Source organism: Sulfitobacter sp. TCYB15, assembly GCF_040435955.1.
Lineage (GTDB): Bacteria > Pseudomonadota > Alphaproteobacteria > Rhodobacterales > Rhodobacteraceae > Sulfitobacter > Sulfitobacter pontiacus.
In genome coordinates, this window is sequence record NZ_CP159196.1 from 35,205 (window position 1) to 48,450 (window position 13,246).

Here is a 13,246-nt window from a genome sequence, read left to right on the forward strand (position 1 = left end):
TGGGCCGCCCCAGGACGATCTTGGGGCGGCCCGATCCCTGTTCCAGGGATGCCGGTTCCGGCGCGGGTGATCGCCGGCAGCGACCTCGCCTTGCTTCCGGTCTTTGTGCGATCAAAGGAGGATCGCAGACCGGAAGAGTCAGGCCGCGACAGACCGGCCAGTCAGCCTCAAGGGGGCCATCCGTAAAAACCTATCGGCCAGGGCCTCCCGGTTTTTGCGGCAGAGATTTGGGGACCCAAATCTGGCCCTACTTGACCCTGCCTGTCCGCCCTGTCGGTGGGGTTTGCGCCCGCCCGCGGTTCCGTCCGAACACATTCGTGTTCGGCCTGACACTCGGGCGGTGCTGGGGAAGGGGGTCCTGGCGTTTGGATGGTGTGCCGGTGGTGAGGCTCGACAGGGCCGCGTCCCTGCGGGCCGCGGCGTGAAACGGACATCAGGGCTGCCTGAGACTGAAAGCGACATAAGTATATAATTGACATATAGGTATATTATCGTAAGGTGGGGGCAGCCTTGATGGAAGGTGGCAGGAAATAGGGGGTCTTTCTTCGCATGTCGCGCTCAAAACGTCTCACAGATGCGGACCGCATGGAGATCGTTCGCGAAGCTGCGGAAGGCATTTCCACTTCAGTGCTGGCGGAACGGTTTGGCGTGTCGGTGCGGGCGATTCAGTACACGCTCAAAGCTGATGCCGAGCGCCAGGCCGATGCCGCAATTCCGGTCTTAGCGGTCAGTGTGAAGGTTACGGCTGCGGAGCTTGCGGCGCTCGACGAGGTGCTGGCGAAGGCGGGGATCCAGAGCCGTGCCGAGGGGCTGCGGCGGCTCATTCAGGCGGCGGGCGGAGTGTTCGTTCCGGACGCGCAGATGGCGGCCGAGATGGCGCGCTACAGGGCCTCTCTGCACGAGGTCGGCAATGGGGTCGCGCAGATCGCCAAGCAGATGACGCGGGCCAACCGGATGGGGCAGGGGGCCGTGGAGGGCACGAGTGCCGAGTTCTCCGAATTGCGCCTCGCGCAGATGCGCGGGCTGGCGCGGTTCATTCTGGATTCTGCTGACGAGATCGACCTGCTCCTGCGCCGCCGTCGGGACGCGATGCAGCTGGAGGCCACGGCCGCGCTGAGGGAGTTTGCCCATGCGGCTGAATGATGCCGTCCATGCCGTCACGGGCGAGGTCTTCCGGGATGGCTGGAGCCGCGTCCGGGGCTCGATGCAGGGGCTGCATGTCGCCAAGCAGAGCCAGCTTGTACGCGCGGCAGCGGGGCATCGGCCAGCGGTCTTCAAGGCGATCCGGGGCGGGGGGACCCATAACAAGTCGCAGCTGATGAACCAGCTCGATTACCTCGCAACCAAGTCCACTCATATCGTGGACAGTAGCGGGTTCCTGGATGGCAAGGCGAAGCTCGAGGCGAATGACATCAAGGATCTCACCGAGCGCTTTGCCAAGCGGTGGGATGCGGGCTTCAAACCCAAGCTCGGACAGACCACCCACATGCTCATGTCCTTCCCCATCGGCACGCGCGGGGAGGATGTGCGCGATATTGCGACGGATGTGGCCGAGCGGTTCTTCCAGACTGATGAGGGGCATTTCGACTACATCATCGCGGTGCATGAGGACCGCGATCACCCGCATGCGCATCTGGTGCTGAACCGCCGCTCGCAAGAAGGCGAGTTCTTCTTTCTGGGGCGCAATCACCGCTTCAACTATGACGACTTCCGCCTCGCCATGGTCGAGGAGGCCGAGAAGTACGGCGTGCGGCTGGAAGCCACGCGGCGGGTGGAGCGCGGCGTCGTGCATTACCCAGCCCGCACCAGCGAGGTTTATGCGGCGAAAGAAGAGGGTCGCGCGCCCCGCGAGCGCGAACGCGTGGGGCAGGACCTGACCCGGACGCTGGCGGAGATCGCCAAAACCAGAACCGTCTACCATTCCCTGGCCGCCGAAGCCTCGAGGGAGGCCCGCGAGGATATTGCCGCGGCGCTGTTCCGCGCGGGCGAGGTGCTGGCGCATGGCGGACAGGTGGACCGAACAGGAGATGTTTATATGGCCGAGGATCAAAGCTTCGAGGACCTGAGAAGCCTCTATGCGGAAAAGCTCGCGCGGGTGCAGGGCATGATCGCCGAGAAGCCTGACGCGGAACGTCCCGTGCTGGAAAAACGCCTCATCGAGATCCAGACGCAGGTCCAGCACATGCAGCCTCTCGGTTTGCGATCATCCACGCTGTCAGAGGCCCCCTCGGAGGGCGGGATCTATTCCGAAGCCAATATCGACACCAACCAGCGCGAGCGACTGGCCGAGCCCGATCTGAGATCGCGCATTGACGCGGCACTACGGGGCACGGGGATCAGCACATCCGAAGTGGTGGCCCGGATCGAGACCGGGGCCTCAAATGCAGCGCTCGAGCATCAATGGATCGCCAATGATCTCTCCAAGGTGGCCGAGGCGCGCGATCTGAATCTCGAACGCCGCGCCGATTTGGAACAGGCGCGCGACATTCTCAACGATGTGCATGTCGCGCTTGGCACGCTTCTGGAACGGGAAAACGTGCTGCGCCGGGATGGGGTCATGGAAGCGGAACCGGTCAGCGAGCGGTTCCATTATCATCAGGACGCAGTCCGGGCGATGGAAGGGACAATCCGTCAGGAGATGCGCGCAGACGGCCTGACCGCGCAGCAGATCGAGGACCGGGACTGGGAGGTTGTCTCACGGGCGGAGCGCCGCATCGAGACGGAGCAGCGTGCGTATCTCGAGGCACACCCGGACCTGCTCGCACGCCCCGGCGATGTGATCGACCGGTCTGAGCCCTACAGGGAGACTATCACCGATGCGGCCCGCGCCAGCGAGATCACCCGCGAGGTCGGCCGCATCATGGAGGGACGCGACCTCCGCACGCCCGTTGCAGATGCTGTCACGGATGACTTACGAGCGCGCTATCCGGACATGCCGTCCCATCTCGCCCGTGGGCTCGGCGCGACCTATGCGGCCGTCGTCGAGATACGCGATACGGAAGCCATCAATCAGGTCCGCCGCGAAGCCGAGATGCGCGACGGGCTTGGGTCTGGCACGCGCGACGACATCCTCGCGACCCGCGATGAAACTGCGCTGCAGTCTGACAACACCGATCGCCTCGCAGACGGGATTACGCGTGTTCTGGAGCATGAGCGGGCGGGGGAGTTGTCCGCGCCCTTCGAGACCGAGGCGGAGCGGGACGCCTTCCGCGACGAGATCGCGCGGGTGCTGGACGTTCGCCAACTCGACCGGCTCACATCTGGCGATGCCGATGCGCTGGAGAAGGTTCTCGAGGACCGTCTCGACCGGCTCTATGTCGCCAAGGTCTATCTGCAATCCGATGCCGCGACGGCCAACACGGAGGCCTTGCGCCAGGTGGTCGATGATCTTGCCGACACCGAATACGAAAAACACCGCACTGGCGATGTGGATGGCGAGACCGAGCGGGGACAGGTCCATTGAGCGCCTCCATGGGAAAAGCGCGGATCGCCACGGGCGTCCTGCTGGTAACGCTGGTGACCGCAGCCATAGGCTACACCATCGCCTCGGCGGTGCTGACCTATCAGGATCTCGGCTTCGGAGCCGAGGTCGACTTTGCCTATATCGCGCAGAACTATCTGGCGATCCTCGATCGCCGCCCGGAAGACGCGCAACTTATTCACCTGATCATCGGCAGCTTCGCCGCCGCCGGCCTGATGCTGAGCCTCGCCCTCTCGGGGTCCGCTCTGACACGCTTTGGCCAGACCCATTGGCAGACCGCGCGCGAGATGACGGCCAATGGCTTCTTCGGAGCGCCCGGTACCGGGTTCATCCTCGGCAAGCTGGGGCCGCCGGGCTCCCGCGCCAACTACATCTGCTCCAAGGTCTTCCCCCATGCGCTGATCGTGGCCCCCACGGGCCGCGGCAAGACCACGGGCTTTGTCATTCCGAACCTGCTGACCTGGCAAGGCTCCGCCGTGACGCTCGATGTGAAGGGCGAGTGTTTCGAGGCCACGGCCCGGCACCGCGCAGCCCAAGGCGACAAGGTCTATCGCTTTGCCCCCACCGATTGGGAGGGCAAGCGCACGCATCGCTACAACCCGCTCCTGCGCATCTATGAGTTGAAAGATCCCGCGCGCCAGCAGATGGAATTGCAGCTCCTGGCGACGCTCTTCCTGCAAAGCGACAATGACCGGGTGCAGGGGCTGCTCAAGGGCGGGATCGATCTCTTTGTGGCAGCGGGGCTCCTGGCCTTCCAGCGCAAGCGTCCGACCTTGGGCGAGATCTACCGCATCGCCGCCTCGGGCGGGAACAAGCAGAAGGAGTATTTCGCGCGGGGCCACGAGGTGGACAACAGGGCCGCCAAGCTGATCTTCACGCGGCTGGCCTCGACCAACAACGATACGCTGACCTCTTACGTCTCGCTCCTGATGACATCGGGGCTCGATCAATGGCAGAACCCGGCCATCGATGAGGCGACAGCGGTGTCGGATTTTGATTTCCGCACGATCCGCAAGAAACCCTTTTCGGTCTATCTCGTGGTCCAGCCGCTGATGGTGAAGCCGCTCGCGCCGCTGATCCGGCTCTTCTTTTCCGATCTTCTCTCGGCCATGCAGGAAAAGGACCCAGGGCCGGATGAGCCTTGGCCGGTGATGATCATGCTCGACGAGTTCAATCGTTTGGGCAAGATGCCTATCGTGGTCGAGAGCATCGAGACCCTGCGGACGTATCGCGGTCACCTCGCCGTGGTTACCCAAACCATCCCCGCCCTTGATGAAATCTATGGCGAGAACACCCGCCGAGCCCTGCAGGGCAACGCGGGCGTGAAGCTCTACCTCACGCCCTCGGATGAAAAAACCGTCGAAGAGCTGAGCAAGGCGGTTGGCAAGACCACGAAGACCGTCATCACGCGTTCGCAGTCCATCGGCAAGAACCCATTCGAGGGCCGTAGCCAATCCACACGGACCGAAGAAAGCTCTTTGCTCCCCGAAGACGAGGCGCGCCGCCTGCCGCTCGACGAGATCGTCATGGTCATCGATGCGCAGATGCCCGTACGTGCGAAGCGGATCCAGTATTTCGACGACCGACTGTTCAAGGCGATCCATGCAGCGCAAACGGGCGAATTGCCGTTTCCAGAGCCGGGGGGAGGGGGGCCGCAGGGTACGCTGCCGCTGAGTGTCCGCGCGATGCCGATGACACCGCCACCGAACGGGTCAAGCAGACCCGAGGCCGATGTTGAGGGCCTGCGCGAAGGTGTTGGCGATCAACCGTCCGGGCAAACTGAACCCAATTCACGGAAGACCGCGCCCGTCGTTCAAACTGTTGTCGCCGAGGAACAGCGCCAGATGGAGATGGATTTTGAGGGCCAGGTTGCGGATTCCGACACAGTGGATGATGAGGCGCAGATGCGCTCTGCAGTCGATGGCTTGAACGACATGGAAGCGATGCTGCAGGAGGAGGGTGGCAAAAAGCCAATTCACCGGTAGGGCGGTGGGCATGGTCTGACGGTCATAGAAGGACGGGATGCAGACTTTCGCTGCGGCTGCAAAAATGCAGTGCCGATCGCAACAAACGGGCATCGAGTTCCTTGTGTCATCTTTGAAGTCTGACACCTGCCCAAACCGAGCGGAGGGTAAAACAGAACCTTATGGAGCAATGCCAAGTTTGTCGAAGAAGGCAGCGTGGCGGGCTTTGGCTCCAGAAATCAGATCGGCATACGAGGTGACCTCCATGAATACTTTGAAGCCTTCGTCCCAGCGATAATAGGACTTTGAACCCGCCTTCTTGTAGAAGCCGCCGACCCGCTTCATCACATGCCGTAAAGATGGCGTATCATCGGCGACAATCTGGCACATGAACGGTGTGTTGTCCTCTATCGTGCGTATCACACGCCCATCAAACCGCATTGCCTCTCCAGCTTTGCGAAGTTCTTCGACATAGTCCTGAACTTGCGTAAAGGGGTTATCGGCCATGGTGTAGTCGTCACGCTTGGGACGTTTGAACTCGACAATTGTGATCGGTTCTGGAGATGCTCCCTTCTCAAATCCCATCCCCAAGTCGAAAAGGGTCACATCTGGACGCCGAGGATCAGAGCTTGTCGCCTGCGCTTTTAGCTGCTTGTCCGAGTTAAAGTAGGAATAGAACGCCAGACGGTCATCGATAACCCAAAGGTTATGGTCTTCGTAGTTCAGGTCGCTCTTGGTGGTTCCGAGCGGGCAAATCATTTCGTGCACCACGCGTTCATAGTGAGCCTTTTCCGCATCGACATCAGCGAATGCCGATTTTTCATCGAACATGTCGAGGATCAGTTTTCTCTTGTAAATGTATTCTGCCAGTGAGGAGAGAGATTCGTCCTGAAGCTCCGCGACATACTCCTTCGCCTTTTGGTCAATGTCCGGAAGATCTTTCTTCTTGGCTTCGGCGAACTGACGGCGGACTTTCTTGTATTGACGGAGCGACTGCCGGGACATCTCGACGAAGATATCTTCATCCTTTTGAGTCGAAAGAGAAAGCTTTCCGGCAATTTCTTGAGGATCTTTGGCGATATTGTAAAAGCGCAGGTGTTCGTTCCGCACCTCGATGATTGTCTGAAGTTGACGCTCTCGAACTTGGCCAATTTCCTTCGCCAGAAAACTCTGAATGGCAACGATACACTCACGCTTCAGGTCATCAATCGGATCTTCACCCAATGAGAACTCCGTTCTTGTGTCGTTTACGGCCTCATTAAGTATATTTCCTTCAAGATAGCCAAAAAAGGCGTATTTGCCGTCGATGGCTTTGAGCCCAATGACGCTATCCATTTCGTATCGAGTCACAGCGCGACCATGTGCGCCGAAGAAGAGACCGTTAGTGCCTTTCTCGTCGTCAGAATAGTTCTTCGGCACGAGGAAACAGTTCAGCGATAGCTTGCGGTTCTCTCCATCCACCAAGACGGAAATCGGGTAGTTTTGATCCCTAACAACATCGCTGGTAAATTTATCGAGCAGATCGATGCTTGCCTTCGAGTCGAGCAAAGTGATTTTTGGGCAGTCTATGTTGACAAAGTAGTTGATGAAATGAGCGACGGTTCGGACAGCGATTGTCTCCAACTTCGCCGGCATATGCAGGGCGTAAGCTGTCTTAATAGGAGTAAGCCGGACCGTTGTTCCTATACCCCCTGATGAGGAGCCTTCCTTCAGGTTCGATATCGGTTCGTTAGGATCGGCTACGAAATCGAATGAGATTGATTCAATGCCTGCACCGTTGTGGTAATTGCTGGATATGCCAACTTTGTCCGCAACTTTAAGCCACAGAAGCCGCCCAACACCTTTGCCTCCAAATCTCACCTTCTTCATCGAGTCCGACTTGCGAAACGAGATCATGTTATCGGCATTCATGCCAATACCATTGTCCGTGATTACGAACCCCGTGTATGATCCCTCGTCGTTCTCCGTCATCTCTATCTCGATGATCCCGGATGACAGCTTGTCTTTCCCAAACCGCTCTTCAATCGCGTGGATCGAGTTCATCAGAGCTTCGAACAAAGGCTGAAGTGTATTCTTCGGCGAAGGTGCCAGAGACAGATTATTGATGCGGCCGATTGGGTCTGATAACCATCCAGTTTCCGCCATGCCGATACCCTCGCTATTTCCGACATCGTAGCCTACGTCGCGTGAGTGAAAAACCCGCAAAGCTAAGAATTCTTCTTAGGAGTGATTAGATCATCAGTTTCGATCGTAGCCGACGTGATGCTTCCATTCAGTGTCTGATCTCAGCATGCTGCGGCGCCGCACCAAGCACGTCACCGAAAGTCCGATATGGGCCGAACTTACCTGTGACCTCGTTCCTTCGCACAGATGTTTCGTGCGGCATTCATCAGTCCATATCCCATTACGTCAGATAAAAATTAACGATAGCCAACATCAATCCTGCCGCGCCCAGCAAAACTGACCAGAAAGCCAACCAAGCCGGCACTTTTACCGCGGGGTCTTTTGTGCAGAGATACCAGTAAATTTGCCCCCATAACCCTGTTTGCTCGATAATAAGGTCGAATTTCGTTTCTTGACCAACGGCATCATTAGGCACACCGAGACGTTTCCTCAGATCATAGCCCAGCCGTGCTATGCCAACTTGCTCGTTGCCATCCAATCCGAGAATGGGAACGAATATTTGGTTGGTCTCGTAGGTTATCCGAACAACATCGTAGCGGGTGGCGAAGGGGCGATGCGACCAGTGCATTCTTACCACTTCACGCCCAAAGTCGTTCTTAAGCGCCTTCTTTATACTAAATTGTGCTATTTGGGGATTACCGGCTTCAGAGCTATGTAGGCGTTTAGACTCTTGATCAGCGCGCCAAGCGATGAAAGACATCAGAACCTCAGAAACCATTTTCTCATCGCTTAACTTTCAATTTAATTTTGCGAAAACTCAAAAAAGAGCTTAATTCACACGGTTTTCTTTCTAACATGAATGTCCGCCCTGAGGAAGCTGCGCCGCAGAATTGTTATCGGCTTTCAAAGTCCGCTAAGGGCCGTCACCGTCGGCCAAGTCGACCCAGTCTCGCCAGCTGCGCCAGCATTTTTGACCCCGAGTCTGCGGATCCTGTGCCTCCTGCGGATCCCGTCTGCCCCATGCCTTGCCTCACGGGCATCTGCTGCACGCCGAAGAACTGCCGCGCCCTGAGGGCTGCGTATTCTGCGCCACTTGCGCCTCCGATCAGGTAGCGATTGTAGGCCTGCTGGCTGCCCATGGCGGCGCGGGCAAAGCTGTAGCCGCCGCCGAGACCACCGGAGAGGGCGGGCATCATAATATTTCCGGAGATCGCGCGGACGATGAAGGGCGTGGCAATGATGAAGCCCTTGGCCATGAGCACCATCATGAAGAAGGGAATGAGCGCGCCGATGTTTGAGGCTCCCTCCGGGTCGCCGAGTTCGCCGATGAGGGCAGAGGAGACGCCCGTGATTGTCGCGAACACACCGGCCACGACTATGGGGTAGAGCGCGAAGGAGACCAGCGCCGACAGCCAGCGCGCGAAATAGTCCTTGGTGACCTCGAAGAGGGTCAGGAAAATCATCACCGGTGCGATCCCGATCAGAAGTGCGATCATCAGGCGGGATGCCACGAGGATAAAGGCGGCCAAACCGCCCAGGATCGAGAGCAAGAGGACCCCGACAATGTCGAGCATGGCGCCGGCCATCCAGTTCAGCTCAGACCCGGCGGCGTTGAGATAGTCCCCTAGTTCCGCGATCAGCCGGTCAAACTCTTCGGCGAAAGTTCCAGAAGGGCCAGGAGTTCCACCACCGACCGAAGCCACGAGCGCCCCCGCAATGCTGTCGATCCCGGCCAGGATAGCGGAGGAGAGGGCGTTGAACTGCACCCAGTTGGTCGCGAATATTCCGATCAACCCGATCTTGACCGCGAGCCAGAAGGCCGTGCGCCCGTCCATCGCCTTGTACTGGTAGATCATGTTCAGGAAGACGAGGATCAGCACGAGCGTTGTTCCCAGGACGAGAAGCGTGCCGACCGTTGCCGCGACCGACCCGAACTGGGTTTCTGCGGCGGTGTCGAGATAGCCCTGGGAGGTTTCAACGAAATAGGTGACGACGCTCATGACGGGGCTGCCTTACCAATTGCGCGCGGCTTCGCAGATGGCCTTGGCGGCAGGGCGGGCAGCGTTTGCGCGGCGGTTGTAGGCGTCCGAGGCTTGCAGCATCTCCCATCGTTCGTCACTCGCGTACCTTTCCCGAAACACCGCCTCGGCAGCGTCCCAAGAGGGGAACCGGGTTTCACAGTCGCAGCTTTCGGTCTCGACGATGCGCTCGAGATTCTGGGCGCGGTAGATGTCTTGAACCAACACGCGCTGATAAGCTTGGCGCAGGGGGATCTCCTGCATCCACATGGGTTCAGCGGGCCGGTCTGGACAGACGTCGAAACTGCGCTCGAGGGTCGGCACGAGATTGCGCTCAGCGAAGCCGGGTGCCGACGTCAGGCCCAAGACCAGCGCAGTCAGTACAAGGGTACAGCCCGCCTGCCTCATGCCGTGGCTCTGGCGGGTGTGGTCTCGCGCTTCAGGAAGACAGTGTGTCCCACGTTGGCGAATTCCGAGGAGCTGATCGACACGACCTCCCAGCCTTCGGCCCCCTTCACATTTAGGCTGGCCTGCATGTCGGCAAGACTGGTTTTGCGGGTCATGGGAAAGGACAGGATATCGTATTCAAAGGTTTTCATTGGGAAGCTCCGATCTCATTGGTGCCGGGGAGGTAGAATTCTGTGATGCCGCGTTTGCCGTCGTGGCGACCGGCCTGGATGATCACATCGATGGAGTTCTCGATGTACTGAATCATGTCGGCGTAAGTCATCGGGATCTCTGTTTTGAGGGCCGCGATCGCGAGCCGCTGTACGGCCAATTGCGGGGTTTCGGCGTGCAGCGTGGTCATGGAGCCGCCATGACCGGTATTGATCGCTTCCAGGAAAGTCATCGCTTCCTTGCCGCGCACCTCGCCGAGGATAATCCGGTCCGGGCGCATGCGCAGCGTTGCGGTGAGCAGCACATCGGCGGTCTGGAACTCCGCATCGCGATTGGCGATGAGCGTCACGGCATTTGGCTGGGTCGGCAGAAGCTCGGCGGCTTCCTCGATGGTGACGATCCGTTCTTCGGCAGGCACGTGGGAGAGGATCTTCCGCGCAGCGACGGTCTTTCCGGTGGAGGTGCCACCCGAGACGATCATGTTCAGCTTGTTCTCGACGCAGAAGGTCAGAGCATCGTCGATGACGCCTGCAGCGACCACCTCGCGCAGTTCCCGGGTTTTCTCAATGCGGAGTTCTTCAAGCTTGCGTTCTTTGCCGTAGAGGAAATCGAGCGCGATCCCTTCGAGCGGCAGGCTCGAGAAGAACCGTAGGCTGATCGACATGGCGGAGAGCACGGCGGGCGGGGTGATGACCTGTGCGCGGATAGGGCGGCCCTTGTAGGTGATCGAGACCGAGACGATGGGGCGGTCCTTGCTCATTGTGGTATTGGCCGAGGAGGCGATCTGGTTGCCGAGGTCTTTGACTTCCGTCGTGGTCAACGCCTGGTCCAGCCTCCGCATGAAGTGATCGCCCTGGAATTCTCCCCAACAGCTACCGTCAGGGTTGATGCAGATCTCGATGACATCGTCGCGTGCGGCGGCATCGATCCGGTCGAGCGAGGTTTCGAGATAGCTCAGCGACATGGGCTCAGAATATCTCCAGATCGCGGTCGACCATCACCGTGACGCGCGCGCCCTGATCGACATAGATAATGGGGCCGATGGAGAGGTAGTCGCCAATCACAATGTCCGTGGCATCGGCGAGATCATCGCCCACGTCTTCGAGCACGTCCGCGGCGGTCTCATCCTGCACGTTTGCAGCGGCGGCGCTTGGGGCCGCTGAGATCAGAGAAATCAACGCCGCAGAGCCGAAGCGTTCATCGAAGCGGGTATCGACAAAGCCGGTCACACCTGAGCGACCCAGTTCATCGCCCCCGAAGGAGCTGATCTGGATCGTCTGGTTGTCGGGCAGGATGATCCGATCCCAGGCGATGGTGACCCGGCGCTGCGCGATATCGACGCCAGAGCGATAGCGCCCGATCAGGCGGGACCCGCGCGGAATGAGGAGGCGTGAGCCATCGAAACTGAACACGTCTTCGGAAACAAGGGCCCGGGTCTGGCCGGGCAGAGAGCTGTCGAGGGCGGTTTCCATGACGGCTTGGATCATGGTGCCCTGTAGAATCGTGTTGGAGGGATTGGCGATCACCTCGGCCTGCGTCACCGTCGAGGGCAGCGCCCCGTTCAGCACGAAATCCGTCACCTCGCCAAAAGTGCGTTCTGTCAGAGCCGTTTCATTCGCTCCGGAGGCACCGCCAAACGCGATGGTGGGCGAGGTGATGCGCCGCTCCTGGAAGGCGCGTTCCTCCGCGGCGCGGCGTTCCAGCTCGGCCATGCGCCGGGCTTCTTCCTCGCGGCGCAGTCGCTCTTGCTCGCGTGCGCGCAGCTCATCTTCCGTGGGGCCCACTGGCGCGGGTTGCGGTCGGCTGGCCTCGAGTTGGGCCAGTTCCAGATCCATGCGGAGTTGCTCAAGGCTGCGATCCCGCGCCGTCAGTTCGTCCTGAAATCGTTGCTGTGCGGCTTCCGAGGCGGCTTGTAGCGCCGCAATCTGAGCGGTCAGCGCGTCAATAGCCTCTGCGGCGGCGGTGTCTTCCTGGACAACTGGTTCAGGGGCGTTGCGCAACTCCTCGATCTGAGCCTGCAGGGCGCTGATCTGCGCCAGAAGCTCCGCGTTGGGCTCGACTGGATCCGGTCCGACAAACACAACCTCGGGCTCGGGCGGGGGCAAGGTCTCGATAGCGCCAAAGCCGTCCCCCTCGTTTTGGAAGACGTCCGGGGTGGCCGTCGGCAAGGCTTCCTCTTCGTCGGGCTGTGAGAGGAGATAGAGCAGGGCACCACCTGCGCCGATGACGAGGACCACGATCAGCGCGAGAAGGGGCGACCGGCGCTGCGACGCCGTGGGGGCGCGGGCACTGCCTTTCTCAAGGGCGGCGAGGCGTTTTTCCAGCTCGGTGTTCCCGGTATCGCTCATGAGGTGGCCTCCGCGGGCGGGATCGCCTCGATGCAGACCACCTCTTCGCCAAGTCGCAGGACCCATTGGCGGTTCACGCCGCTGACGCGGATCACGCCGTCTTCAGGAGTTTGCGTGTTGACCGTGCGCTCGCGGCCGCCGGCGTAGCGGAAGATCGCGGGCACAGGCGCGTTTCTTGGAAACGCGAAATACGTGAACGTCCCGTCATCCCAGATGCGGGTTGGCGTAAACTCGGTCCGCGCGCTGGCACCGTAATTGTAGTTTGGCGCTTGGGCGGCGATGGCTCGAGTCGGGCGCCCAGCGTCATCAGGATAGCGGAACTGCACCACATAGAAGGTCGGGCTGCGAACCTCCTCGACGTTGAGATAGTAGCTGCGCCTGTTCGTGTAGACGGTCACATTGGTATGGACCCCGCGCGCGACGGGCTTGATTGCAAATGCCTGGCCTCCGGGCACGCCATCGATCTCGAAGCCCTCGGTGTCGCCCGCGATGATCGAGCGGATGCTTTCACCCTCGCCGAATTCGACCGTGGTGACATGGGTAAGCGAGACGCTGAGACGGTAGACCTGACCTTCTTGATATGTTGCCAGCCGCACGCGGCTGTCATTTGGACCACCGCGCGGGATCGCTTCGGCAAAGGCAAGGGCAGGCAGCAAAACAAATATGGCAGCACCAAATAACTTATTGATCAAA

General features: G+C 59.9%; 11 protein-coding genes. 3 read left to right on the plus strand and 8 right to left on the minus strand.

Translation table 11 applies throughout. From position 1 onward, the window contains the following. The first annotated feature begins 549 nt into the window (after positions 1-549). The 3 genes from ABM428_RS16870 to ABM428_RS16880 are packed head-to-tail and all read left to right on the plus strand — an operon-like array spanning position 550 to position 5,466. Entirely contained in the window at positions 550-1,143 is a 594-nt protein-coding gene (locus ABM428_RS16870; RefSeq protein ID WP_353628647.1) for a helix-turn-helix domain-containing protein, read from the plus strand. Beyond that, positions 1,130-3,463, plus strand: a complete 2,334-nt coding sequence (locus ABM428_RS16875; RefSeq protein WP_353628648.1) for a relaxase/mobilization nuclease domain-containing protein — start codon at positions 1,130-1,132, stop codon at positions 3,461-3,463. Before ABM428_RS16870 ends, ABM428_RS16875 begins: the two co-directional genes overlap by 14 nt. Before the next feature lie 8 nt (positions 3,464-3,471). Then, positions 3,472-5,466: a type IV secretory system conjugative DNA transfer family protein gene (locus ABM428_RS16880; protein WP_353628660.1), complete on the plus strand. Its 1,995-nt coding sequence runs from the start codon at positions 3,472-3,474 to the stop codon at positions 5,464-5,466. Positions 5,467-5,625: 159 nt separating this feature from the next. Here the strand turns inward: ABM428_RS16880 and ABM428_RS16885 are convergent, their stop codons facing one another. The 8 genes from ABM428_RS16885 to ABM428_RS16920 form a co-directional block, all read right to left on the minus strand. Then, complete coding sequence (locus tag ABM428_RS16885; RefSeq protein WP_353628649.1) at positions 5,626-7,650, minus strand: ATP-binding protein; 2,025 nt, start codon at positions 7,648-7,650, stop codon at positions 5,626-5,628. Between the two features lie 199 nt (positions 7,651-7,849). Further along, positions 7,850-8,347, minus strand: a complete 498-nt coding sequence (locus ABM428_RS16890; RefSeq protein WP_353628650.1) for a hypothetical protein — start codon at positions 8,345-8,347, stop codon at positions 7,850-7,852. 145 nt (positions 8,348-8,492) lie between these two features. Then, positions 8,493-9,569: a type IV secretion system protein gene (locus ABM428_RS16895; RefSeq protein ID WP_353628651.1), complete on the minus strand. Its 1,077-nt coding sequence runs from the start codon at positions 9,567-9,569 to the stop codon at positions 8,493-8,495. Positions 9,570-9,581: 12 nt separating this feature from the next. Next, positions 9,582-9,995, minus strand: a complete 414-nt coding sequence (locus ABM428_RS16900) for a hypothetical protein (RefSeq protein ID WP_353628652.1) — start codon at positions 9,993-9,995, stop codon at positions 9,582-9,584. Continuing rightward, positions 9,992-10,186: a hypothetical protein gene (locus tag ABM428_RS16905; protein WP_009807516.1), complete on the minus strand. Its 195-nt coding sequence runs from the start codon at positions 10,184-10,186 to the stop codon at positions 9,992-9,994. The genes ABM428_RS16900 and ABM428_RS16905 overlap by 4 nt, the downstream gene beginning before the upstream one ends. Further along, entirely contained in the window at positions 10,183-11,169 is a 987-nt protein-coding gene (locus ABM428_RS16910) for an ATPase, T2SS/T4P/T4SS family (RefSeq protein ID WP_353628653.1), read from the minus strand. Before ABM428_RS16910 ends, ABM428_RS16905 begins: the two co-directional genes overlap by 4 nt. A gap of 4 nt (positions 11,170-11,173) precedes the next feature. Continuing rightward, on the minus strand, positions 11,174-12,553 hold the full coding sequence (locus ABM428_RS16915; RefSeq protein WP_353628654.1) for a TrbI/VirB10 family protein: 1,380 nt from the start codon (positions 12,551-12,553) through the stop codon (positions 11,174-11,176). Further along, positions 12,550-13,245: a TrbG/VirB9 family P-type conjugative transfer protein gene (locus ABM428_RS16920; protein WP_132998441.1), complete on the minus strand. Its 696-nt coding sequence runs from the start codon at positions 13,243-13,245 to the stop codon at positions 12,550-12,552. Before ABM428_RS16920 ends, ABM428_RS16915 begins: the two co-directional genes overlap by 4 nt. Position 13,246: the final 1 nt, after the last annotated feature.

Excerpts from the sequence above, each read along its gene's own strand:
- ABM428_RS16870 (WP_353628647.1), top strand. The coding sequence starts at position 550 with ATGTCGCGCTCAAAACGTCTCACAGATGCGGACCGCATGGAGATCGTT.
- ABM428_RS16875 (WP_353628648.1), top strand. The coding sequence starts at position 1,130 with ATGCGGCTGAATGATGCCGTCCATGCCGTCACGGGCGAGGTCTTCCGG.
- ABM428_RS16880 (WP_353628660.1), top strand. The coding sequence starts at position 3,472 with ATGGGAAAAGCGCGGATCGCCACGGGCGTCCTGCTGGTAACGCTGGTG.
- ABM428_RS16890 (WP_353628650.1), bottom strand. The coding sequence starts at position 8,347 with ATGGTTTCTGAGGTTCTGATGTCTTTCATCGCTTGGCGCGCTGATCAA.
- ABM428_RS16895 (WP_353628651.1), bottom strand. The coding sequence starts at position 9,569 with ATGAGCGTCGTCACCTATTTCGTTGAAACCTCCCAGGGCTATCTCGAC.
- ABM428_RS16900 (WP_353628652.1), bottom strand. The coding sequence starts at position 9,995 with ATGAGGCAGGCGGGCTGTACCCTTGTACTGACTGCGCTGGTCTTGGGC.
- ABM428_RS16905 (WP_009807516.1), bottom strand. The coding sequence starts at position 10,186 with ATGAAAACCTTTGAATACGATATCCTGTCCTTTCCCATGACCCGCAAA.
- ABM428_RS16910 (WP_353628653.1), bottom strand. The coding sequence starts at position 11,169 with ATGTCGCTGAGCTATCTCGAAACCTCGCTCGACCGGATCGATGCCGCC.
- ABM428_RS16915 (WP_353628654.1), bottom strand. The coding sequence starts at position 12,553 with ATGAGCGATACCGGGAACACCGAGCTGGAAAAACGCCTCGCCGCCCTT.